This is a genomic window from Paraglaciecola aquimarina (genome assembly GCF_032464635.1).
GTDB classification, from domain to species: domain Bacteria; phylum Pseudomonadota; class Gammaproteobacteria; order Enterobacterales; family Alteromonadaceae; genus Paraglaciecola; species Paraglaciecola aquimarina.
In genome coordinates, this window is the sequence record NZ_JAWDIO010000002.1 from 264,733 (window position 1) to 289,006 (window position 24,274).

Here is a 24,274-nt window from a genome sequence, read left to right on the forward strand (position 1 = left end):
TCATGTCTAAGAATGTATACCAGTTCGTTGATGTAGAGCGTATCGATCCACCAAAGAAACCTTCTATCGTCAGACGTGAAGAATTTGCTGAAATCTATCAGCCAATGAGTGATACCCAAGTAGCCGGTCAAGCTGATCGCTGCTTAGATTGTGGTAACCCTTATTGTGAATGGAAATGTCCGGTACATAACTACATTCCTCAATGGCTTAAATTAGCCAATGAAGGACGTATTTTTGAGGCGGCTGAATTATCTAGCAAAACCAACACTCTGCCAGAAGTCTGTGGACGTGTTTGTCCTCAAGATCGTCTATGTGAAGGGGCATGTACCCTAAACGATGAGTTTGGTGCAGTAACTATTGGTAGTATTGAAAAATACATTACCGACACAGCCTTTAAACAAGGCTGGCGTCCAGACATGTCTAAAGTGGTGAAGACCGATAAAAAAGTCGCCATCATTGGAGCAGGTCCTGCAGGGCTAGGTTGTGCCGATATTTTGGTTCGAAATGGCGTAACACCTGTTGTATTTGATAAGTATGAAAAAATTGGTGGCTTGCTTACTTTCGGTATTCCATCTTTCAAGCTAGAAAAAGAAGTGATTGAATTACGTCACGAGATTTTTACTGAAATGGGCATTGAGTTTGTGCTCAACACCGAAATTGGTAAAGACGTACCTTTCCAAGATTTGTTAGACGGTTACGATGCTGTATTCCTAGGCATGGGGACCTATAAACCTATGCAAGGTGGCTTTGAAAATGAAAAAGCACCAGGTGTATACGAAGCATTGCCATACTTAATTGCCAACGTAAACCGTCAATTAGGACTAGAAAAATCTGCTTCTGACTTTGTCGATATGAAAGGCAAAAAGGTGGTGGTACTAGGGGTGGTGATACCACTATGGATTGTGTACGTACTGCCATTCGCCAAGGTGCAACTGACGTTACTTGTGCCTATCGCCGTGACGAGCAAAGCATGCCTGGTTCACGTCGTGAAGTAGTCAATGCTCGTGAAGAAGGGGTTAACTTCAGCTTTAACCTGATGCCACTCGACATAGCAACAGACGAAAGTGGTAAGGCCATCGGCGTGAAAATGGTGAAAACCGAAATGGGCCAACCAGATGCAGAAGGTCGTCGTCGACCAGTCGTGATTGAAGGTTCAGAACACGTGCTTGAAGCTGACGCAGTCATTATTGCTTTTGGTTTCCAGCCAAGTCCTGCTCCATGGTTTGCAGATTATGGTGTCATCTTAGATGAAAAAGGCCGTGTTCGCGCCCCTAAGAATGGCAAATATAAGTTCCAAACAAGTAATCCACAAATATTCGCCGGTGGCGATATGGTGCGTGGCTCTGACTTGGTTGTAACAGCCATAGATGAAGGCCGTAACGCTGCAGAAGGAATTTTGGATTATTTAAGAGTGTAAGCTCTATCATCCACTGACTTTAGAAGGCCTACTGAAAAGTAGGCCTTTTTTATGCGCGATCCATTCCCCTTAGCGACAGCATAAGCATTACCTCACTTCCAATTAACATTTTTCCGGTATTAAACCTCATAATAGCAATCTGCATTGGCATTAATTTTCAACCCTGATTGTTAAAAAACCAATAAACATTGGCATCTTCGCTTCAAATTTGAAAGTATAGTGTCAACAATAAACAAACATTCATCACTTCTATGAAAACAAACCAAGCGTTAAACATAAGTGCCATTGCCTTAACCTTTATTTTAAGCAATTGTTCTGCATCAAAAGACTCCCCTAACAACACAGAGATAAACCTGAGTAATCAGCGCCAAGCTTCACAGTATGCTCAACCAATTGATGTTATTCAGAAAAAATCTACGCAAAAAGTTAAACCCAATATATTGTGGATTTTGACTGACGACCAAAGAGCGGACTCGATTGCAGCGGTCAATCTAGCGCTAAGAGGAACCAAAGAAAGTGAGCTAGGTTACGTAGAATCTCCTAACCTTGATGCCCTAGCCGAAGAAGGCGTATTGTTTCCACTAGCCTATAACCAGTCACCTTGATTGTTCACCATCTCGATATTCGATGGCAACGGGGCAATATCCCCATCACAGTGGTCGATATGGCTTTGAGTATTCCCATCGCCAAAATAAGCATGCTAAACCAACTATTCCAGAGGTGCTTCGGCAGCATGGTTATCAAACTATGCTAGCAGGCAAGCTTGGATTAAGGCTAAAGAGAGGCTTAAACGTTGGCGGATTCCCGCTAACCTATGACTACCAAGTTGAGCGATACGCATTAGAGCGCGCAGGGATTGGCGATTGGACCAAAACCACAGTTCACGATCCTAAGACTAACAAACCAACAGTAACCGAGTTCTTTCATCACCCAGACGGTAGCAAAGACTCTTTTGTTTATTCAAAAAATGGAAAATTTGTCGACCAAGCTAATCCCGCAGACAAAAAATTAGGCATTATTCGTTCTTATACTCGCAGCTTACCCGTGTTGATTTTAGGTGGCGAAAGCCCCATGCCAGAAGACAAAACAACAGACGGTAGAATTTTACAGGCATTTCAAACCTACCTGCGCAACGCCAACAAAACTTACACCTCTATGCTAGGGGATAAGATTAAAGGGCCAACCGACGATAAACCTGTAATGTTGAGCCTGAGCTTTCACTTTCCGCATACGCCAGTATTACCACCAAAATCTTATAGAGAGCGGTTTAAAAAAATCCCTTATAAATTACCAGAATTCAGCCAAGACGAGTTGACAAAGCTGCCTCCTCAACTGGTCAAATTATACAAACAGTTAAAAGCCGATGGTTTAACCGAACAAGAAAAACTACGCACTATTCAAGATTATTATGCCTTTACCGCATACGGAGATTCGCTAATTGGCAAGGCGATTAAAGATTTTAAGGCCTATAGCGAAAAAACTAACCGTCCATATTTGATCGTGGCTACTGTCGGCGACCATGGCTGGCATTTAGGCGAGCAAGGGATCCAATCAAAATTTGCCCCTTGGAATAAATCAGGTCACGGTGCCATGATAGTTGTGGACTCATCTGGTGAGTATTTTCCTAAAAATACCGTACATAAAGATTATGTAGAATATGTTGATATTGCCCCAACTTTGTACGCTGCAGCCGGTGTAGACATAGATAGCGCCAATCAGCATTTAGATGGTTTTGATTTAGCCGACGTGATCCGCGAACCAAAGTTGAAACGTGACTACGTGTTGGGGGAAATGAATCAAATGGTTGGCGATAGAGTGTACCTACGTTCTAAGCAATTTGGGTTTTCAATGAAAATTCGCCCTAAACATGGCAAACCAGGCGAAACTCACGAAGCTGGTGAAGACATTATGTGGGCAGTGAATGCACCAGCCAAGAGTGTTGAGATGGCTTTATACGATATGACCTGCGATCCAAATGAGCGCAACAATGTCGCTTATGACCCTGCATACCAAGACATCGCTCAAGCGCTTCGGCTGAAAACCCAGAACATCTTTTTGGGCGATAATCGACTTGAGGTCAATTGGAAAAAACCAAACGATTCTCATATTAGTGATTTTGCAATGGGTGCCCATGACCGACAATTAACAGTAGTAGACAAGCTACCTAAACCGAGTTGTGGCTAGAAGAGTAAGAGCTAACAGGTGCTGTTTTGAGCCCAAGCAGCACAGAGTAAGTACATGTAAACTCGCCTGAAAGGAGCGCCCCAGCGGATTTTGTACTAGGTTAACGGTACTTGAAAGGGAACAACCATAGCTGCACACCGTCACCTTGTTCAAAAAACGCTGGGGCGCCCTGAATGCGCAGTTATTTACTGGAATTGATATTACAACTTTCTCCAAAGCTCTAGCCCTAAGCCTACTGCTTAGGAGAATTAGTCCTAACTTAATCTGGCATTTTTTAGAGAAGCTGACATTCAGCTGTTTATTAAATAATTTTACCATCGATGTATTTAAGCTAATTGAAGGGCTGTCAATAAATACAGGTATAATGGAAATAGTAAAATATTGTCCTTATTGCTTCCTATTATGTAAATTTTCTAAGTCTCACTTTGCTTTTCATAAAATCGATAAGTTATTAATCTAACTATGGAAAATATTCTTCACATAGTTTTTAATAGGAAGCAGAAAAGTCGCGTTAAAGTCAGGTCTCCTTTTGTTTTTGGAACTCTTATTATTTTGAGGGAGAAAAGGCAGAAAATACCTAATTAAATCAAAAGATAAAAACTAAAAGTGACAAAATTAATAATCAAGTCGAGAAGTTACATATACGACATGCTCGATAATAAGCGTTAAATGGCATCAATCATGGAACGAGAAATAATTAAGGGCGTTCACTTAAATGACACTAAAGAATTACTGCTTATGTTAGAGAGTGGCGGTAAATCAATGTATCAACATGTTTATCGGGCGGCAGCAGGAGTTTATTGGGACAATGAAAGTGGTGGATTTAAATCTACTCCAATTGCAGGTTGGTCATGTTCTCGATGGTTCTCTCATATCATCACTGCCGTAAGTTATGAATTGGGTGTTAAGCTTGTTTTAGGTGAAAATGTCAATTGGCAAAATGTACCCGAAGCAGATATAACAGAGATTGTTCAGCATCATGCCATTTAACAAGCCAAGTCAGCGGGAATTTTACTCGCTGAAAAACGTTCATAAAATCCCCTGCTTGGGGCGTTATGTGCTCTATAAGACAGTTAACAAGGAAGTAATATTATGTTTAGAAAACTATTTAGAGACAAAGAAAGAGGATCTCAAAAAGTCGAGCTTCAAGATTTTGTTCATCAAAGTTTGGTTCAAATCGCGAAAGGTATTGCTTACGCCAATAAGGACTTAAGCTCAAAATTTGAAGATATTGAGTCACATTACCTAATGGAAAATGGAAAAAACGATCAAAATACACGAGTCAAAAAGCCTCATACAGTTTCATTTGATATTGCTGTAACATCAGCCTCAAAGATCGATGTTAAGAGTGGCGTTTCATCAAAAATATATGTAGCCGATGCAAATATGGAAGGTTCTCTAGGTAGGGAAACTAAAAGCGTTTCGCGCGTTCAATTTGAAGTTACAGTCAATAAAACAGTCGGTTATAAGCAGTCTATTGAGGATCGCACATAACAACCCAATCAACCCACTCACTTCGTTCGCTGGGAGGCATACACGCGGGGCGGCTTCGCCATTATGCCCCACGTGTCTGCGCCCGTTATTGAAAGTTATATTGCAAAGGACATATTATGAACTTTTGGTTGGCGTTAATTTCAATATTAGTAGGCTGTGCAATTTGTAGCCCACTGTTTAAATATATGTTTAAGGCTATATCAAGTAATGCCCCCGAATTTGATGCTGGTTATAAGAAGGTTGTTAAAAGGGACGCAACCGAAGATTTCGTATCAGGATATGGTTCGAGAGATACGACAGTGAATCAATTTGCGGCTGCGAATTTTGTTGTATTGCTTATACCGTTTATACCAGCATGTTTTATTGCAGTACCTATTTATTGTTTACTTAATTGGTTGTATCAGCATGCAATATAATCGGGTAGCCGGAGGTGTCTAACCTCCAGCCCCCACAACACCCTGCATGTGGCTCCGCACACGACTACAGGATGTAGGAGGTAGGAGGTAGAGCGAAGCAGGATGCCAGAGCCGAGGGCGTTTCAAGTAAATATCGGAAATATCGGGGTCACCCATAAGTCAGCCGTTGTCAACAGTGCGATAAAAGTCGGATTGCTTTTTAGCAAACATTTAAGTTTGTGTTTCCTTACAGCGTGTTCCGGTTTTTATTCGCTAATATGTTTTTCTATTGGTTGTGCTGGATAATTTATCCGCAACAGTCACCCATCTGGCTCTAGTCCTTGGCCTGTAAAGGCCAATTTCCCACGCACCTCGGTGCGCCACAAAAACTTCAGTTCCCCATGTTATCCAATGCGGTAAACGCACAGAGGTGGTGGTTAGGCTTTCGCCTTCCAGACCCAACTTGGCTTAACATGCGGGCGAACAAAATAAAGTCCGGTATCACCCTCCATTCAGAATAACACTGGTTTAATATCCAACCCCGATTGCTGGCTGAATGACACCGGGAAACTAACTAAAGACACGTTCGATATCGAAGGCCTGTTTATTCTTTAACATGTGAAATACCGCTCTGGCGATTTTATGGGCGACAGCTCTAATGGCAACAATACCATTGCGCTTTTGTTTTTTACGCTCGTAAAAACGTTTGGCTTTGGCATCAAACCGTACTAGAAAATGGGCAGCCTCGGAAAAGGCCCATGACAGGTATTTATTGCCTGCTTTACGGTTACCTGTGCCTTTCTTCTTGCCGTTACTTTCACGCACACTGTTGACACAACGACAATAAGACGCGTAATTACCAGCGGCTTCAAATCGGTTGATGTCACCTGTTTCTAACATGATAGTTAAACCTAAAATCGGACCAATACCGGTTACGCTGGTCAGCAGTTTGAATTCATCTTTAAGCTCCACCGCTTCCAGTGTTTGTTGTTCTATGATGGCAATCTGTTTATCTAATGCCTTAAGGATGGTGAGATTGGTATGAGCTGAATGATATAAAAAACTGCCTGATTCGAAAGGCAGTGTGAAGGTCTTTTTACGAATGTCGACACAGTTGACCCGATACCCTAACGAGCGCCAGATTTGATTTTGAATGCTTATCATATGGCTGGATGCATGTTTCACCAATTGTCGCCTACGTCGCAATAAGTCCCGTACTTGTCGGTATTCAGGCGGGTAAATATGACCGGTAGGCAATATCCCTAATCGCATCAAATGCGCAAGGTGAAAGGCATCCTGATGGTCGCCACTGTATTTTAAACCGTCGTATTGTTTAACCGCTGCAGTGTTCACCAGCTCCACTTGATAACCATGCTCCATCAGGCCATCCACTAACCAATACCAGTTAAAGGTAGATTCAATGGCCACCGCTTTTATCTGCTCTTTGTAAGGTGCGGGCAGTTCAAGTGTGATGTTTAAATTGTTGTCGATACGCTTATCCACAACCTTGTTATCCTCTTCGTCGATGACAACCACGACGTGATTGTTTGAATGTAAGTCAATGCCCGAGTAAAATGACATAACAGCCTCCCGTTTGTGATGGTTTGAGCACCTTTCAGCATAGCTGAACATGGACTCGGAGGCTGACTTGAGGATTTTCAGAACAAAGTTAAATTATTCGTGATGAAACCTGCGGGGTTTAGGTTCGCTGAAACATATCATTTGTCACCAAGTTTACCATTCGACCTGAGAAGTTATTTCGTCCGCTTTGGCGTGAACGCTCCAATTAAGACACCCATAACTAAATTTGATGACAATCTTTATAAGATTCACTTTTATGGGGCTCTCGATAAGAATGTCTTCGGGGTTTTAGCGGATAAATGCTGGATCCCTGCTAACAACATGCAGGGATGACGGGCTTTGACGGCAAGCGCAGAACCAGCGGACTAGGTTAGTTCGAGATTGAATTGCATTGTCGGTTTAGAATTAACATGGGTGTCCTGATAAGTGTGTCCTGATAAGTGCTGCATAATGGATCAAGTAGCCACTCCAAATACCGCCCCTCAAGTTTGGTAATAGCGTTACTTTGGTTGGACAAAAGCGAATATCTATAAAATCGAAGTGTAGAGTAAAAAATTTTGCAAAATCAAATCATCCAAGGCAAAGTTCATTAATTATAAAAATTAAAGAAAGATGAGGAAATGGTCTGTCACAATCGACTTTTTCTACAGCCTCGTTATAGCGAATAAGTACTGGGGAATTAATGAGAGGTAGTGTTTTTTCAAGAGTGTTTAGACGTGGAGAATATAGTTCCTCAATAGGACTATGCCTTTGGCTGAAGCTAATCCTTCTTGAGGCATATCTTGGTGAGCAGCTTGTCGAAATGTTATCAGTAACAGCTTCATTTAAAGAAGGAGATGAAGGAATGAATTTCGCTGGTGACAGCTCGAATGGTGCGAAAGAGCCTATGATGTTCTTTATACCAGCGACGAAATTTAATCGTATTTTAAAGTCCCATATCTTGCAGTTATTGAATATTAAGTATTTCAATCATTATGGTGTATTGCGTGAAAGTGAAGGATATTCTACGGATACAGAGCCACGATATGAAGCTGCTCCAAATAAATTATTCATGTTGGTTGAGCTAAAGTTAGCCTATAACACAATATGGGTCACGTTAAACATAGCTATTGATGTAATAGTATATATCGTAACGAATGACCTAGCTGCAACATTAGCATCTGGTGCGTTAGTTGAGTTTATAAGACGTTTTAAATGGTAATTATATCAACATAGGTGAGTGAAAATTCGCAATAATCGGGTAGCCGGAGGTCTCTAACCTCCAGCCCCCACAACACCCTGCATGCGGCGTAGCACACGACTACAGGATGTAGAAGGTAGAGCGAAGCAGGATGCCAGAGCCGAGGGCGCTTCATTTAGGATAGTGAAGTGCAACCCAACCATCTCGCAGTGAATAAAGCCTTTCGGATTTTAAATAATCAAGTGATAAAGCTTGATTAACCCCCGGGGTTTTCGCACTACGCCATGATCCCTTGCTGGTGATGCCACAAATATCAGCAATGTCGAATGAAGTAGCCGTAAAATAGTTTAAGTCTAACGTCCGCTTTGGACGTTAAGTTGAAGTTATAATTAAAGGTGCTCAATAACCGCTCTTGGCACCTATGAGACTGTCAGGCTAGGTCGAAAGCGTTTAATGCTAAAAGCGAGCTCAAGTCTAAGCTTACTGCTTAGACGTTAGAAGCATGCTAGATTATCAGCTTAGTATGCACCTTCACTATAAATAAGCTCATAGCTGTGACTATAGATTTCTAATATGTTGCCAAATGGGTCTTCCATATAAATCATACGATAAGGCTTTTCACCTGGATAATAGTAACGTGGCTTAGGCATGCGTTTTTTACCACCCGCTTGCACAATGCGATCTGCTAGTTCTTCAACATTAGGATCTTGCACACAAAAGTGGAATACCCCTGTTTTCCAATATTCAAAATTATCTTCGGGATCGGTTTGATCTCTAAATTGAAACAACTCCACACCAATCCTGTCACCTGTAGATAAATGAGCAATACGAAAACTGCCCCAACCAGCACCAAATACATCTGTGCACATTTCACCTATAGCACTATCGTCTTCTTCTATTTGCGTGGGCTGCATAATTAAGTACCAGCCTAAAACTTCTGTATAAAACTTAACTGCTTTTTCTAGATCTGGTACTGAAATACCGATATGTGAGAAATTTCTTGGGTAAACCTTGCTCATAATTTGTCCTCTGCGTTGAAATTAATAACAGATTACAAAACCATTTTAATCACGTAAAATTATCATTTATTATAAAAATGAGTACGAATTGTAATGATAAATACCAACTGGTTACACACTTTTTGTACCCTAATTGAAGTAGGGCAATTTACCCGCACAGCTGAAAAGCTGCATATGACGCAATCCGGGGTAAGCCAACACATCCATAAGTTAGAAGAACAACTGGGGGTGACTCTTCTCGATAGACAAGGCAAAACATTCACCTTATCTACTGCCGGGCAAAAGCTTTATAAAGAAGCAGGGAAGATTTTGACAGATCTCACTAATTTGCAGCAAAGTGTTGTCAATGATCCTGCCTTTGAGGGCCATGTGCGGGTAATGTCACCGGGTAGTCTTGGGCTAAAGCTATATCCACAACTATTAACCTTACAACAACGTTATCCAAAACTGATAATAGATTTTCGATTTGCACCCAATTCAGACATTGAACAGGCCATCGTCAACGCTAAAATCGATTTTGGCTTTATGACTATTAAGTCCAAACTTGTGGATGTCTGCTGTCAGCCCATTGCCAAAGAGCCGTTGCTTTTAGTTACCCCTAGTACTATTGAACAACCTAATTGGTCAACTTTAGAGGCACTAGGCTTTATCGGTCACCCGGATGGCAGTCATCATGCTAATTTATTGCTCAGTCAAAACTTTCCTCAGTTTCAGCACAGTAACCTATTCACAAAAACAGGTTTTTCTAACCAGATTGGTTTGATCTTAGAACCAGTTAGCTTAGGATTGGGCTTTACCGTATTACCCAAACATGCTGTGGATGCTTTTTCGCCATCCAGTAAAATCAAAATACACCCTCTGCCAATTCCCGTTAGCGAAACATTATTTCTGTGTACTCGGCGAGGGATTAAATTACCAAAACGCATCGATACTGTGATAGCCGAAGCTAAAAAATCCTTACAAGCAGAACAAGTACTCGGCGAATAGCCCCAGCCGTTACTAGAGCATATGAAAGAGCGTGGCTACAAGGGCATGGACCAAATAGCCTTGTGATCTAACGTTCCACTGTCGACTATATTTGAATCTAAATCGGTTCGATCAAAACTAGAAGCTGAAAATATCAACTCGAAACCCGTTTTTAACGACTCTCCTTGGGGGTAGTATGTAACAAACTCAGCTGAATTGAGCTTATCTACGTTAGTTAAATACTTTGCCATTTGAATAATAGACGCATCAGAGAATCCAGCGAATAAGTACACTTGATTACCACTTGGCCCCTTAAACTTAGCGAAAGAGCCATAATCGGTGTACTCCTGATGCAACTGACCAGTAATGCGATAGACTTTATCGGTGGTTTTGTGAAACAACGCGGGGGTGTTCTTTTTTAACCTAAAGTTTGAGCCCTGAAAATAGGCATCGAGTAAGCCCAATGACTTATACAAACCGATATAAATTAAATTGAAATCTCTTAAATCAGCAGGGCTAAGCTCTGAGGCAAGTTTGATAGTGGCGGGCTTATCTTGTTCGAATAAAGGTAAGATATGTTGTAGTGCAAAAACACTATTCTTAAGAATAAAAGCACTGCCAGCTTTGTTGATAACATCCTGTTTTTGAGGGTATTTTGTTAGATAATTCTGCAAATCATTATCATTGTTGACAGAGTATTCTCTTATTGCTCTCACGAGTTTAGTATCGGAATCAAGTTCGGATAAAAAATACAAGTCGCCAATGACAATAAGCGTCGGCTTGTGGTTAGTAAACAATGGTTGCCAAAGAGAATGCTGGCGCAATACGTTATATTGACTAGGCCCCACCTTGTCAGATGTGAGCTGCCCCCATATATTGACTATCACCGACAAAGCTAATAAAGCAGACAATATCCAAATCAGACTGGTTTTAGCAGGAAACGAATTCGATTCAGCCTCCGACTTGCCATCAGGTACTACATTATGCTCTGGCTTACTCAAACTATCTACGAACTCAAGTCCATATCCACACTGGCGGAATAGTGATTTGAAACGCCTCATCTTGCCCTTCATTTTGATAATAAAGCTCTAGCTTTTTTCGAAGATTAGAAATGTAAACACGAATAGAGGCATCTTCCGCAGGGTTGAAATCATGCCCTTTACCTAACGCATTTGTGGCTATTTCGATCTCCTTAGGCGCGCTAGCAATTTGTCCATTTTCAATAGAGCTCAAATAATAATCGACTAAATAACTGACAAGCTTTCGATTAACTTTAGAGCGACCTAAAGCCACACTGTTGTTAATTCGTTCTAATTGAGCGGTGACCTCTGACGGTTGAGGCTGAATGCAGGTATGAATAGGGTTTGTCATGGTTTTATAACAGTTAAATTAACTCTCCGACTTACTGTTAAATTATTATTTTTTACTTATTTTTTACAATCTTATCAAATAAGCTGTATCTGGATAGTTTATTCAATTTCTGTTTGCGCAGATAGTTAATTATAGGTGAAAGATGAATTTTATTTTTAGACAAACCTTGAAAAGCACTTTATTTTTGTGGTGTTTCGCAGGGAGTTGGGGCAATGTTGCTTATGCCAATCAGCAGGGCGAAAAAGCATTTAAAGCAAATTGCCAAGCCTGTCACGCACTGGATAGATTTAGCACTGGCCCTTCTTTAGTTTATATTCGAGATGCTTACCCTAAATCAGCACTTAGTGCATTTCTGGCTTGGGCCAAGAATCCTTGGCAAAGTGAACCCCGATACCATCCAAATGCCACCCATGGCACATGTGGGCGACGCCACTTTAGCAGACATTCACGAGTACATTTTACTAATCAGTAATCGTGTAATGGAAAAACAAGCTAAACCTAAGTTTAAGGGTTTTCGACGTCCTAAGCGGGATTTTCCATATATAACGCGCACCTACAGACCCTTTACCAGCCCTGCTTCGATAAGCGTCAGCTTAAGTCCTGCACTATCTGTAGTATGGGATAGCAGCATCGCTTCACTTCGTTACGCCTACCCCACCAGCATGCAAATGAGCGGTGAAAAGAACCGTGAAGAAAATCGTAAGCAGATTTTGTACATGGAATCAGCTAACGTGCCTTTTTCATTTATTCGAGGCCAGAAAATAGATTTTAAAGGGTATGACCTAATCGACGGTAATCCTGAATTTATCTACCAAGTGGGCAAAATTAAGGTTAGAGAAAAAATCTCGCTAGGCAAAACCGCAAAGAGTTTTGTGCGCCATTTCATCATAAGTGGACTGGCTCTGAATGGTGATAATGAGAGGATTAGCCTTGATTTAAACCATCAAAAACATGCCAATATCAAGGTGAGTAAAGGCACATTAACAAACAATATATTACAATTAACCGCCACTGAAGCGGCTGAGTTTAGCGTCGAGGTGTCACTATGAAAAATCAGATACGAAAATGTGCAATACAAAAATATGCGGTTATAGTATTAACCCTTTTAATAAGCCAAGCAGCTAACGCAAGCGCCAATTGGCAAGATTACTATAAAATTGAACGGGTAAATTACCCTGACACTGTAGACCCCCAAATTGGTGGACTAACCATCATGAAAGATGGCCGTGTGGCCCTCGCTGTATACAGTGGCGATATCGTAATATTTGACCCAGAAAAAGATTCGTGGTCAACCTTTGCTAGCGGTCTGCACACGCCTCTTGGTTTAGTGCAAGACAGTGACAACAGTTTTGTGGTGATGCAAAAACCAGAACTAACTCGAATTGTCGACAAAGATCGTAATGGCCTAGCTGACTCATACCAAACTATCTATGACGACTTTGGCATGAGCGGAAACTACCACGAATTTGCCTTTGGCCCAGCGGTAGACAGTAAAGGTAATTATTATATTAGCTTAAATGTGGCCTCCAACTTCGCCGGTATCTATGAATATATTCGCGGCGACTATAGCCCATTCTGCAACCCAGAAGACAAAATGCGCCAGTGGCACGACCGCGACAAATGGATTAAGGGTTACCGCAAACAAGTTACCCGAATGTTTTCTTGCGTACCTTATAGAGGTTGGGTTATGAAAATATCTGCAGATGGCCAAGCCGAACCATTTGCCTCTGGGTTTCGCTCGCCAGCCGGACTGCATGTAGATCCACAAGACAAACTTTGGGTAACAGACAATCAAGGGGATTGGATTGGTACCAGCCCGCTTCACCAAGTAAATAAAGGCGATTTTGCCGGACACCCTGCCTCATTGCATTGGCTAAAAGGCTGGCAGAAGAAACATTGGGACATCAAGCCAGAAGACTTAGTGGATATTCGCAAACCTGCCGCGGCCTTATTTCCTCAAGGAGAATTAGCCAACTCCCCAACCCAACCCTTAGCGACTATTAGCCGCGAATTATTTGGTTTACCAGAAGGCGAGTTATTAATAGGTGACATGAACACCGCGCACCTTATCCGATACTTACCCGACCCTTCCAGCCAAACCGCACAAGGTACCTTAATTCCCTTCATTGCGGGGGACGACTTGGGCATAGGTAACTTTAAGTTGGATTTTGCCCCCGACGGGAGTTTATGGATAGGTAAGATTCATTTAGGCTGGGCTGGTGATGAAGGTCTATTAAAGATCACTAAAACAGACAAACAGATGTTCTTTGTTGAACAAGTAAAACAATTACCAAGCGGATTTGAAATTACCTTCAATTCGGCACTCGGTGGCCAGCCTAGTAAAGTTGATATTACCAGTCACAGTTATCACTACCACCCAGCATACGGCTCAGAAAAAGTTGATCTAACTGCTATTCCTGTCACTCAGCTCAGCGTATCCAACAACGGTAAGGCACTTAGAATTAGCATACCAGAGCTTAAAAAAGGTCAGTTGTACACCATAGATTTAACAGGCTTAACGGATAAGCAGGGAAGACCCTTAATGGGCGACGTACTTAGATACAACCTAAACGAATTAGTCAAACAAAGTGAATCAAATTAAGTCTTGGATTAAATAATGCAGACTTTAAAAAGCGCCAATAATCATCACTTATACAACAATAGAATCAACTACGAGGCAAGAAAAACAATATGGTAAACAATATTTTAAAAGGGCTAGCGCTGACCTTAATCAGCAGTGCTTCACTCATAACACAGGCTGCTGAAAATGATGTATTTGGGTATACCAATACCCCTATCATCCCAGGTACCAACTGGCATGTGCACGATCCAAGACGTCCACAACCTGAAGTCGTCAAACCTAAATCGGCTGTCATCCAGCAAGCGCCTTCTGATGCAATTGTGTTATTTGACGGTTCTAATATGGATGCCTTTGAGAGAACTAAAGACGGCAAAGCAGTGGATTGGTTAATTAAGGATGGTGTAGTAACCATTCAAAGTGATAAAGAAACCGGTAAAAACCAAAGCATTCGCACTAAAGAAAAATTAGCGGACATGCAATTACACATTGAATGGCGTTCGCCTGTTAATACGGATAAAAAGCGTCAACAAAAAGGTAACAGTGGTTTATACATTATGGGCCGTTACGAAGTGCAAATTCTCGACTCGTACCAAAACCCAGTATACCCAGATGGCCAAGCAGCTGCACTGTATGGACAAACCCCACCTTTAGTTAACGCCTCTTTGCCAACGGGCGAATGGCAATCATACGATATAGTATTTGAAGCACCACGCTTTGATGACCAAGGCAAACTCATTAAAAAGGCTCACGCCACTGTGTTCCATAATGGAATTTTAGTACAACACAGAACTCCACTAAACGGCCCGACAGGTCACAAGTCTGTCAAAAAATATCAAGCTCATGGCCCCTCGCCATTGGTGATCCAAGATCACAGTTCAGCTGTGTCATTTCGCAACATTTGGGTAAGGAAGTTGGATTAATTAGTTTATTTGTAGACCTGCAAAGCAATAACTTTGTAGGTTTACGCTTAGTTCAGTCACTATGTTCTTAAAGCAAAGCCAATTGAGACACCCATGATAACTAACTTATGAATATCCCTTAGAAATCATGACAATACGTATGAGACCAAAAGGTTATCCCCACCGTCATTCTTGTAGGTAGTTACTGTGAGCTACCTACGGGTATGATGAATTGAGCTGGGACCTCTCTTGAGCTAAAGATATGGATCCCTGCTAACAACATGCAGGGATGACGAATACTGCCTGTTCATCTGGCAATATTATTTAATAATCGTCGACTGGAGTTAATGCTAGTAACAGACAGAGAAAAAGTTCTTATGGGATTTAAAGGCAAGATGACTCTATTATTGCTTTAGTAACCCAGTTTAAGGTTTTACACTGTCTGAATATCTACTTTTCTGCCCACTACTTTTAAATTATCAGCAATGATATCTGTTGTATGCATTTCAGAAACACAGCATGACAAGTTAGGGTTTTGTAGAGCCCATAAATACGCTTTAGAGAATTTAGACATGTCTTGATCGGGAATTGCAGTGTTTAATTTTTCGAGGCGCCATTTTGGCTGATCCTTTAACCATAATAATTTAGCTACTTTCATGGCTACCATACCTATTCCCGCTTCTTTGGCTTTGAATACGAGATTTTCTAGGGCAGCATGATTGGCAATATTATAAGCAAACATAGTAATATCGTAATAATCTACTTCGATAGCTTTTGCCAAATGCCCAGCCACATCGTTATGAAAGGACACGCCTGAGGCGCTGATCAACCCTTTCTGTTTAAATTCTGTCAATACTTCTTGAAGCACTTCATCGTCCATCATTTCGGGCATAGCAATACCATGAGGGCAATGCAATACGTCTAGATGATCCGTTTGTAGACGCCTAAGTGAGTCTTCGAGTAATTTGTAGGCGTGCTGCTTAATTTTAGCTCGCCACTCAGATTTAAAACCATACTCTTGAAGCATCAAATGTCGATAATAAGTCTTCAGGAATTGCGCTTCTTGGCCAGAAAAATAATTCATATGATAACCCGGTTTCATTACCGAACGCTGTTCAATCATTGCATTGGCTTTTTTAAGCAAAGCGTCTTTTTTACCTTGTGGTAAGCCTTTTTCGATTTCTCGAATGACTCTGTCTATATACCCATAATAAAAACTTAACTTAGTTGATAGAAAAACTTTGTCTCTATTACCTGACTTTTTTAAATAATTACCTATGGTGGACTCCACTTGTCCATTGCTATATGCCGGCGCCGTATCTATGTAATTAATGCCTTTATCAATCCCATAGTCCATTACTTGATTGTAAGAATCGTCAGTAAAAGGGAAAGTTCCAAGTACCAACTCTGAAGCCATCATCCCCGTTCTACCCATCATCCGATAAGTCATTCCATTTTGTTTGTTTCGCCAAATAGGTTTTATCTGCTCTAAAGGTTTGGCTACTTTTTGATTACTTGTTGCAGCTAAAAGGTTTGGTGCGAGCGCCAGCCCTATAGAAGAGGCAGCTGTTTTTTTAAAGAAATCCCTTCGAGAATTTGTTGGCTTTGTCATGGGGCAATCTCATCAACTCGGTTATTATGTACATTACTTGCTCAATAATACTTTAAACATATCACAATTAATCTTTATACTTTTAATAAAATATTGTTAACATATTTTGCTTATGCGTTTTGTGAGAATTAACCTAACATGCTTACAGGATTATATTTCGGCTCTTTTAATCCCATTCATATAGGCCATGTGGCCATAGCAAATTATATGCTTGAGTTTACAGATCTAGATGAAATATGGTTTGTGGTGAGTCCACAAACTCCCCTTAAAAGAAGCATGTACTGTTAAATGATCAATGTCGTTTAAAGATGGTGAAATTGGCAATTAACCAAGACCCAAGGTTTAGTGTATCTGACGTAGAGTTTGAAATGCCTAAACCGTCTTACACATCCGATACGTTAACTTATTTGAGCAAACGCCATCCTGATAAAAAATTTGTATTAGTAATGGGCGCAGATGGTTTGTCAACTTTTCCCGGTTGGAAAAACTTCGAGTTCATTCAGGACAAATATACACGCTATGTATATCCAAGGTTCGAAGAGGATATTAAGACGTACAAAGGGCAGAAAAATATTAAGTTTGTACAAGCACCCAGAATGAAAGTCTCTTCCAGTTTTATAAGGGATGGGATTAAAAGTGGTAAAGACATCCGGCACCTCTTACCTTCCAAGGTGTACAGTTTTATTCAAACTGAAGGTTTTTATCTCTAACTTTCGCCAGCGGTCCATAAACGTATACGTAGGCGTACGAAAGAAGAGAGCAACACATTATTCATAACGCCGTAAGTTAAACTATGCAAATACTATTAACTCGATAATATGGAAAAGTTACAATGAAAAAACATAACCCTCGCGCCTGTTCCCCACAGCTGTATATACCTTTTTTTATTCCTGACGTTATTGCTATTTACAATGGGAGTAAGGGCAAAAGACACAGATGATTACAACCTATCGGCAGCTATGCAGGGCGTTAATCAAAGTAACATTTTTTACGACAAAGAGTTTTTTAATTGGGGCTCTAGCATGGTTAAAGGTGACGATGGTAAGTATCACCTTTTTTATGCGCAAATGCCTAGAAAACACGGTTTTTATTCTTGGTTAACTGATGGGCGAGTATCTCGTGCCGTTGCTGACAGTCCAACAGGTCCTTGGACACATGTTGGCGTTGTTTTGGAAGGCAGAGGTGATGGCCATTGGGATCAATATACGGTTCATTGCCATAAAATTTATAAGTTCGATGGTAAATACTACTTATATTACATGTCGACTAATTCGGGGGATATGGATTTAACACAAGCCCAACTTGAAGAAGTACGCCGCAGTAAATGGAAACCCGATAACTTAAGAGGCATGATGCGTTTGAATCAACGTATTGGCGTTGCGGTCGCCGATAGTATTGATGGCCCTTGGAAACGCTTTGATAAACCTTTAATCGAGCCTGAACTCCCAGTGGCCAATCAGGTTAATAATGTCAGCGTTACTCAACGTCCCGATGGTGGATATCTGATGATTGTTCGTGGTGATCAGCCAGATCAACCTAAAGACGAAATTATTCGTATGCAAGCGGTTCTATTAGCCAACCACCCGCTTGGACCTTGGCATATGCAGGAGAAACCAGTGGTAAAAGACTATAATTCTGAAGATCCAGAGGTATGGTACGACGAAGAACGTAAACGCTATTACTCCCTTTATCACGCTTTTGGCTACATGGGTATGATCACATCCGTTGACGGTCTAAATTGGCAGCGGGCTAAAAATTATAAAGTATCTGATAAATCATACCTCACCACAGAAGGTAAAAAAGTTGCCGTGCGCCGATTTGAAAGGCCAACAATATACCTTGAAAATGGCAAACCGCTAGTAATGACTGCTGGCATATTGATGCCAGATGGCGATACCCATTCGTTGTTTATACCGCTCAAGCAATAAAGACGTTTTAACAATGCCTATGAGCGATTAGATAAGCAGCCAAAAAACCTAATAAAAACCTAATAAAGACACCCATGATAACTAACTTACAAATATCCCTTAGAAATCATGACAATACGTATAAGACCAAAAGGTTACCCCCACCGTCATTCTTGTACGTAGTTACTGTGAGCGACCTACAGGTATGATGAACTGAACTGGGACCTCTCTTGAGCTAAAGATATGGTTCCCTGCTAACAGCATGCAGGGATGACGAATACCGCCTGTTTATCTGGCAAAGCCAATTGAGACACCCATGATAACTAGCTTACAAATATCCCTTAGAAATCATGGCAATACGTATAAGACCAAAAGGTTATCCCCACCATCATTCTTGAGGTAGTTACTGTAAGCTACTTACAGGTATGATGAATTGAGCCGGAAGCTCTCCTAGGCTAAAAATATGGAGCCCTGCTAACAGCATGCAGGGATGACGAATACCGCCTGTTCATCTGGCAAAGCCAATTGAGACACCCATGATAACTAGCTTACAAATATCCCTTAGAAATCATGGCAATACGTAAAAACCAAAAGGTTATCCCCACCGTCATTATTGTAGGTAGTTTCTGTTAACTACCTACAAATATGATAATTGAGCCGGAAGCTCTCCTAGGCTAAAGATATGGATCCCTGCTAACAGCATGCAGGGATGACGAATACAGCCTGTTCATCTGGCAAAGCCAATTGAGACACCCACGTTAACTAGCAGTAAATCTTGAGTATTTGGTGGGATATTGTTTTGGGTTGTTCCAGAGTAGTCAATTACTCAGCCTTTTTTAATATTTAACATTATGCTCATTTAAAGAAAAAGCTTTGTCGTATAGACTAGTTTTAGGCCAGTAAAGTGGATGTTACTGACTTTTGGTAGTCGGCCTGCCTTTTTTACTTATTAAGATATGTAAACTTGCAAAGGAATATGGATATGACATTTAAGAAAACTCTACTCGCCCTATCAATCGCTTTATTAGCTAGTTGCGGCGATTCGGACGATAACCCCTCCACAAATAATCCCACCACACAAACCGGTTTCTTCATTGACTCAGCCGTACAAGGTTTAGCTTATCGTTCTGATTCTACTTCTGGTATCACTGGTGCAGACGGAAGCTTTGAATTTGTTGAAGGAGAAACTATTACTTTTAGCGTAGGAAGCTTAGAATTAGGCAGTGCTGTGGGAGATACCTACATTACGCCAATCAGTTTGGTATCAGGTGCTACCGCTTCAAACGAAGCAGTCATCAATATAGTACGTTTATTACTAATGCTAGATACCGACAATGATAGTAGTAATGGCATAACTGTTTCGACAGAAGTTCAAGGTGTTGCCGCATCATGGACCCAAGTCAATTTCACCGACGTGGCAATTAATTCACTATTACAGGCCTTGATGGCTGAAGTAGAGATGGCTGATAGCCGTACCGCCACTTTGTCTTCTGCCGCAACCGCACAAGCCCACCTTGAATTAAGTTATGCGTGCATCGCATCGGGTGTATTCTCAGGTACATTTTCAGGTGATGATTCTGGTACCTTCGGTTTGTTACTTGAAGCTCAGCGAATTGATTTGGGTGATTTTGGCGACAACTTGCCAAGAACAGGGGTAACCAGTGCAGTCGTTTACAGTTCTGTTGAAGAAGAGCTATACGTGACGGGGTTTGGGGCAGGTCTAAGTTTTGACTCATCACTTGCTGTTATTGCAGGATCTGTAAATTCTGGGGCTGAGTTTAGTGGAAACCTAACTGACAACAACATGTTAGCGGGAAATTGGCGAAATGACATCTACGCTGAGTCCGGTACATTTAGTGGCGAACGAATTGCCGGTGACCCCAGTGCCATTCATCGACTTTCCGGCATTGTTTTAACCAATTCAGTCTTACCCGACGCAGATAATATAGGCTATATAGCAGTAGACGTTTTTGCTAATAACAGTTCATCTGGCTACATTGTCTTAATTGATGGAACACAAATAGCTATTTCAGGCACTTACAATCCAGAAACATCAGCTATCAGTCTATCTGGTGAAGACAAGCAAGTAGACATTAACTTTGACCCAAGTGGAGATGCAATTGTTGTAGGCGGTATTCCGTCTTTTACAGGAACATGGACAGGCCAAGGTACAAGCGGCAATGTCGGCGGCTCTAGCTGTCAGCTAAATAACCTGGATCCTGGATAAGCCGAGCAAGTCCTTACATTCCCGAAAGATCTAAAATGCAAGAGTGATAGGGCTGTAAAGGATACATAAAATCAAATTCAAGCCACCCTTTGGTGGCTTGATGCTATCAGGTTACGACAAAACCTACCCTTCTATTCCGACTCTTTAGCAATTTCCCTTAAGGCAGCTTCAAATACTTCTACTGGCTGGCCACCACTGATTAGGTGTTTATTATTGACGATAACGGCTGGCACTGAGCTCACACCGGCTGATTGGTAGTGCTGTTGAATTTTTCTCACATCAACTGCGTACTTATCCGTCGCTAAAATATGTTTCGCTTGATCGACGTTTAGACCTACTTTTTCAACCACTGCGAGTAGCTGCTGATGATCACTTGGGTTGCCCTCTTGCTGAAAATACAAATCAAACAAGGCCAGTTTTAATGCTGTCTGGTTACCACCTGTTCCTTTGCTATGGGCTTCTTGATCAAGTTCATGCGCCCAATGTAATAACCGATGAGCATCAAAGGTATTATAAATTCTACCGCCACCTCTTTCGCCAAACTCATAACCTACAGACAAGCCTCGTTGCTTTATAGTTTCACGATTTTGAGCCGCTTGCTCTTCGCTTATGCCGTACTTTTCAGTGATATGCTCCACAATCTCCTGACCCTGCATCGGCATTTGTGGATTTAATTCAAAAGGCTGCCAAGTAATAGTGGCTTGGATATCGGGTGCAACATTTTGCAACGCCTGCTCAAGGGCCTTGTAACCAACAATGCACCATGGGCAAGATACATCTGAAACTATGTCTAACGTTAATTGAGTGTGCATAAACTACCTTAATTTTTATCTATAAATGTTAAAGACCTGCCTTTATCGACTAATATCTCATTTATTTTTGCAACAACCACATAAGCCCATTTCTAATCACATCTGGATTAGCCGAGAGGTGATTTTGATTATCGATAGTAACAAACTTGTACTGCCACTGTACTGGCTGTTCTTGCCAAAATGTCACCCATTCAGTGGCGGGTATTTTATATTTGTCATCATCAAGTTCAGCGATTGAGACAAAGGCTCGAGGTCTGTTTTTGTTTGGCGGCAATGGACGCCTAAAATAATCTACGTTTCGATATAGAGCGGGGTTACTGGCAATGACGCCTGCAAAAGGCGCTTGACCATACATGCTGGAATACAAGGCAAACTGACCACCTAAAGAATGGCCAAATAAAAACTGCTGGTTCTTATCCACAGGATATTTTTGTTGAATTCTTGGCATCAATGTAGAGCCAATAAATTGTTCAAAAACCGCTGCACCGCCCCAATGCTCACGCTCTTTTGACGGAGCAGTAAAATCATGACTACGGTCATTGCCCTTACGCCAATCGTGAGTACCGTAACTTATACCCACTATAATCATAGGCGGCAGATCCTTCATCCATCTTAAGTGGGTATAGTGAGCTGCAAATAGCGGGAAATTAGTGCCACCATCGAGTAAATACAAAACAGCGAATTGTTGACTTTTTGACTTGTCGTATTCTTCTGGAACACGCACAAAAATATGATACGGCAAGGTACTTTTAGTTTTTCTAGGATTGGTTATCGAAAAGTACTCTACTTTGCCCAACCCTTGGAGTTTATCCCAAGGAATTGATTCAGTATGGGCTAAAGACAACTTAAGAACCATACAAAACAGAACCATCAAGCCAAGCAAGTACTTACAAACTTTACTGAACATTACGTGTTTCACCTTTGTTAGTTGTTATCAATTCACGATGCTCCACCTCAGGAAACGGCTGGCAAAAGTAAAGTAGCAAAACCTTTCACTCTTGGTATTAAAGCGGTGGCCTAAACCCAAAAATAGAAGACACTGCTGTCTCAAGAGTCATTTTCCACCCTTGGACGACGAATTATCCGCAGCGCACAAAAACCCATGCCGGCAATCAACCCGTCTAATAAAGCGGCCAAACTTACGGCGCTTACCACTCCCCAAATCAAAGCAAAAGGATCAAGTAAAATCATATAGCTATATTGTTGCATGGTTTCAGAAAGCAACTTAGGGTTGGCAAAAAATAACACATGGCTGGCTCGTAACACTAGGTTACGTTGTAACGCTGCCATTTCAGCTTGCAATGCAGACACACGCTCAGACATAAAACGAATATTAACAGCGTCGTCTCGAAAAATAGCATCGTCACTTTTCTCATAATGATTGATCAAAGCTTGCATATTACCGTCAAAATATCGGTCTGCGGTTTGCTGAAAACCCGCCAGTAAATCTGTGGCTTCGGTTAAATGTGCATCGACTCGTTTTTGATATTGATCAACGACTGCGGGAATTTGGATCCCCATCAATAAGCCACTACAAAATACTATGAGCCGTAAATAATCAGTAATGAATTTCATGGGCATTCCCCTATTTAATACTCAGAAACATCGTATGTATTCATTCCATTGCGAATAATGAGACTAGGACTCCTTAGGTATAACCATACCTCAATGCCATCATTAATAATAATTGTTAACAAAGTGAGATTGTCAAAAAGGACGGGGCTTGACCCACCGGCTAACAATCCGCGAACACCTTAAATTTGGCATTTTTATTGCTTTAGTTCTCTTAAATTATTCACACGTCGAACTTTTGACATTCGCTTTGGAGAGACCATGGAACTAGCAATAATATTAATGATGTTACTAATCATAGTGGCTGTTGGCGCAATGAAACTACATGAACCGGCGTTGGGCTTCCCGTTTCAAAAGAAGACTCACCTTTTTACAGCGGTAGAGCGTTCCTTCATCGATTTAATTGAGAACGCGGTAGGTAGAGATTTTCGTATTCTGTGTCGGGTTAAAATGAGTGATGTGTTAGCGGTGCGCAAAACAGCCGACAAAAAAACAGTTAAAAACGCACTTTCTAAAGCCGGCAGTAAACAATTCGACTTTGTATTGTGTTCCAAAGATACCATGACACCTCTTTTAGCCATTGATTTGGTCCATTCAAATGGCAAAGATGGATACAAAAATCAGCGAGACTACTTTGTTAATGGCGCTTTAGATGCTGCGCGTATTCCACATATTCGCATTAAGGTTAAAGCAGGCTACACAGTTAAAGATATTCAAGAATGCATTTATGCCAAATTACCTAAGCAAAAACAGGCTGCGTTACCGCTGCTCCCAAGAACCGCTAACCTAGCCAGCGAATTTGCTACTCAGGCTCGCCCAACACGACCCATTAAGACCAATAAAACGGTACCACGACCAGTGGCTGCAGCTTAACTCAATCCCCTAAGCCAACTTTTTCGTTATAATCAACATCTAATCCGCTGTTCCCTGAACAGCGGATTTTTTTAGTCAATTGAATAGCATAGACACGCTATACCCCTCCCACAAAAGTCATATATAAAAAAGCAATTTACTATATAACTTATTCAGGTAAACTGTATGTAACATAAGTTAACAT

24 protein-coding genes and 1 pseudogene are annotated in these 24,274 nt (G+C 41.2%); 17 read left to right on the forward strand and 8 right to left on the reverse strand.

Going from position 1 to position 24,274, the window contains the following annotated elements:
• Positions 1–2 precede the first annotated feature (2 nt).
• From RS130_RS01920 to RS130_RS01945, 6 genes and pseudogenes are all read left to right on the forward strand, one after another.
• A pseudogene (locus RS130_RS01920) lies at positions 3–1,417 on the forward strand (FAD-dependent oxidoreductase).
• A gap of 251 nt (positions 1,418–1,668) precedes the next feature.
• Positions 1,669–2,022, forward strand: coding sequence for an alkaline phosphatase family protein (locus RS130_RS01925; protein ID WP_316024550.1), 354 nt, complete (start codon positions 1,669–1,671; stop codon positions 2,020–2,022).
• 22 nt (positions 2,023–2,044) lie between these two features.
• On the forward strand, positions 2,045–3,601 hold the full coding sequence (locus tag RS130_RS01930; protein WP_316024551.1) for a sulfatase-like hydrolase/transferase: 1,557 nt from the start codon (positions 2,045–2,047) through the stop codon (positions 3,599–3,601).
• A gap of 681 nt (positions 3,602–4,282) precedes the next feature.
• Positions 4,283–4,591, forward strand: a complete 309-nt coding sequence (locus RS130_RS01935; RefSeq protein ID WP_316024552.1) for a hypothetical protein — start codon at positions 4,283–4,285, stop codon at positions 4,589–4,591.
• A gap of 102 nt (positions 4,592–4,693) precedes the next feature.
• The gene (locus tag RS130_RS01940; RefSeq protein ID WP_316024553.1) at positions 4,694–5,095 is read left to right on the forward strand and encodes a hypothetical protein; all 402 of its coding nucleotides are present in this window, start codon (positions 4,694–4,696) and stop codon (positions 5,093–5,095) included.
• Positions 5,096–5,211: 116 nt separating this feature from the next.
• Positions 5,212–5,511, forward strand: coding sequence for a hypothetical protein (locus RS130_RS01945; RefSeq protein WP_316024554.1), 300 nt, complete (start codon positions 5,212–5,214; stop codon positions 5,509–5,511).
• A gap of 549 nt (positions 5,512–6,060) precedes the next feature.
• Here the strand turns inward: RS130_RS01945 and RS130_RS01950 are convergent.
• Positions 6,061–7,071: an IS110 family RNA-guided transposase gene (locus tag RS130_RS01950; protein WP_316024555.1), complete on the reverse strand. Its 1,011-nt coding sequence runs from the start codon at positions 7,069–7,071 to the stop codon at positions 6,061–6,063.
• Between the two features lie 802 nt (positions 7,072–7,873).
• Here RS130_RS01950 and RS130_RS01955 point away from each other — a divergent pair.
• Entirely contained in the window at positions 7,874–8,272 is a 399-nt protein-coding gene (locus tag RS130_RS01955) for a hypothetical protein (RefSeq protein WP_316024556.1), read from the forward strand.
• A gap of 497 nt (positions 8,273–8,769) precedes the next feature.
• Here RS130_RS01955 and RS130_RS01960 read toward each other — a convergent pair whose 3' ends face one another.
• Positions 8,770–9,270, reverse strand: coding sequence for a lactoylglutathione lyase family protein (locus RS130_RS01960; protein ID WP_316024557.1), 501 nt, complete (start codon positions 9,268–9,270; stop codon positions 8,770–8,772).
• A gap of 93 nt (positions 9,271–9,363) precedes the next feature.
• On the opposite strand from RS130_RS01960, the gene RS130_RS01965 reads away from it, so the two are divergent.
• The gene (locus tag RS130_RS01965) at positions 9,364–10,257 is read left to right on the forward strand and encodes a LysR family transcriptional regulator (protein ID WP_316024558.1); all 894 of its coding nucleotides are present in this window, start codon (positions 9,364–9,366) and stop codon (positions 10,255–10,257) included.
• 35 nt (positions 10,258–10,292) lie between these two features.
• On the opposite strand, the gene RS130_RS01970 is transcribed toward RS130_RS01965, so the two are convergent.
• Both RS130_RS01970 and RS130_RS01975 read right to left on the reverse strand, forming a co-directional pair.
• On the reverse strand, positions 10,293–11,237 hold the full coding sequence (locus tag RS130_RS01970) for a hypothetical protein (protein WP_316024559.1): 945 nt from the start codon (positions 11,235–11,237) through the stop codon (positions 10,293–10,295).
• Between the two features lie 13 nt (positions 11,238–11,250).
• Positions 11,251–11,607, reverse strand: coding sequence for a hypothetical protein (locus tag RS130_RS01975; RefSeq protein WP_316024560.1), 357 nt, complete (start codon positions 11,605–11,607; stop codon positions 11,251–11,253).
• Positions 11,608–11,749: 142 nt separating this feature from the next.
• On the opposite strand from RS130_RS01975, the gene RS130_RS01980 reads away from it, so the two are divergent.
• The 4 genes from RS130_RS01980 to RS130_RS01995 all read left to right on the forward strand — a co-directional run bounded on the left by RS130_RS01980 (position 11,750) and on the right by RS130_RS01995 (position 15,108).
• Positions 11,750–12,079, forward strand: a complete 330-nt coding sequence (locus tag RS130_RS01980; RefSeq protein WP_316024561.1) for a cytochrome c — start codon at positions 11,750–11,752, stop codon at positions 12,077–12,079.
• Positions 12,018–12,656, forward strand: coding sequence for a hypothetical protein (locus RS130_RS01985; RefSeq protein ID WP_316024562.1), 639 nt, complete (start codon positions 12,018–12,020; stop codon positions 12,654–12,656). The genes RS130_RS01980 and RS130_RS01985 overlap by 62 nt, the downstream gene beginning before the upstream one ends.
• Positions 12,653–14,209, forward strand: a complete 1,557-nt coding sequence (locus tag RS130_RS01990; RefSeq protein WP_316024563.1) for a hypothetical protein — start codon at positions 12,653–12,655, stop codon at positions 14,207–14,209. The genes RS130_RS01985 and RS130_RS01990 overlap by 4 nt, the downstream gene beginning before the upstream one ends.
• A gap of 89 nt (positions 14,210–14,298) precedes the next feature.
• Complete coding sequence (locus RS130_RS01995) at positions 14,299–15,108, forward strand: 3-keto-disaccharide hydrolase (protein ID WP_316024564.1); 810 nt, start codon at positions 14,299–14,301, stop codon at positions 15,106–15,108.
• Between the two features lie 412 nt (positions 15,109–15,520).
• Here RS130_RS01995 and RS130_RS02000 read toward each other — a convergent pair whose 3' ends face one another.
• Complete coding sequence (locus RS130_RS02000; protein ID WP_316024565.1) at positions 15,521–16,699, reverse strand: aldo/keto reductase; 1,179 nt, start codon at positions 16,697–16,699, stop codon at positions 15,521–15,523.
• A gap of 138 nt (positions 16,700–16,837) precedes the next feature.
• On the opposite strand from RS130_RS02000, the gene RS130_RS23665 reads away from it, so the two are divergent.
• From RS130_RS23665 to RS130_RS02015, 4 genes are all read left to right on the forward strand, one after another.
• Complete coding sequence (locus RS130_RS23665) at positions 16,838–16,987, forward strand: adenylyltransferase/cytidyltransferase family protein (protein WP_428982720.1); 150 nt, start codon at positions 16,838–16,840, stop codon at positions 16,985–16,987.
• Complete coding sequence (gene nadD, locus RS130_RS02005) at positions 16,981–17,409, forward strand: nicotinate (nicotinamide) nucleotide adenylyltransferase (protein ID WP_316027949.1); 429 nt, start codon at positions 16,981–16,983, stop codon at positions 17,407–17,409. Before RS130_RS23665 ends, nadD begins: the two co-directional genes overlap by 7 nt.
• Before the next feature lie 201 nt (positions 17,410–17,610).
• Entirely contained in the window at positions 17,611–18,627 is a 1,017-nt protein-coding gene (locus RS130_RS02010; protein ID WP_316024566.1) for a glycoside hydrolase family protein, read from the forward strand.
• 961 nt (positions 18,628–19,588) lie between these two features.
• Positions 19,589–20,833: a hypothetical protein gene (locus RS130_RS02015; protein WP_316024567.1), complete on the forward strand. Its 1,245-nt coding sequence runs from the start codon at positions 19,589–19,591 to the stop codon at positions 20,831–20,833.
• A 131-nt stretch (positions 20,834–20,964) separates the two neighbouring features.
• Here the strand turns inward: RS130_RS02015 and RS130_RS02020 are convergent, their stop codons facing one another.
• From RS130_RS02020 to RS130_RS02030, 3 genes are all read right to left on the reverse strand, one after another.
• The gene (locus tag RS130_RS02020) at positions 20,965–21,645 is read right to left on the reverse strand and encodes a DsbA family oxidoreductase (protein ID WP_316024568.1); all 681 of its coding nucleotides are present in this window, start codon (positions 21,643–21,645) and stop codon (positions 20,965–20,967) included.
• A gap of 61 nt (positions 21,646–21,706) precedes the next feature.
• Positions 21,707–22,552 carry an alpha/beta hydrolase gene (locus RS130_RS02025; protein WP_316024569.1) on the reverse strand — a complete coding sequence of 282 codons (846 nt, stop codon included), beginning with the start codon at positions 22,550–22,552 and terminating at the stop codon, positions 21,707–21,709.
• A gap of 140 nt (positions 22,553–22,692) precedes the next feature.
• Positions 22,693–23,220: a DUF2937 family protein gene (locus tag RS130_RS02030; protein WP_316024570.1), complete on the reverse strand. Its 528-nt coding sequence runs from the start codon at positions 23,218–23,220 to the stop codon at positions 22,693–22,695.
• Between the two features lie 258 nt (positions 23,221–23,478).
• On the opposite strand from RS130_RS02030, the gene RS130_RS02035 reads away from it, so the two are divergent.
• Positions 23,479–24,090: a DUF2726 domain-containing protein gene (locus RS130_RS02035; RefSeq protein ID WP_316024571.1), complete on the forward strand. Its 612-nt coding sequence runs from the start codon at positions 23,479–23,481 to the stop codon at positions 24,088–24,090.
• Positions 24,091–24,274 lie beyond the last annotated feature (184 nt).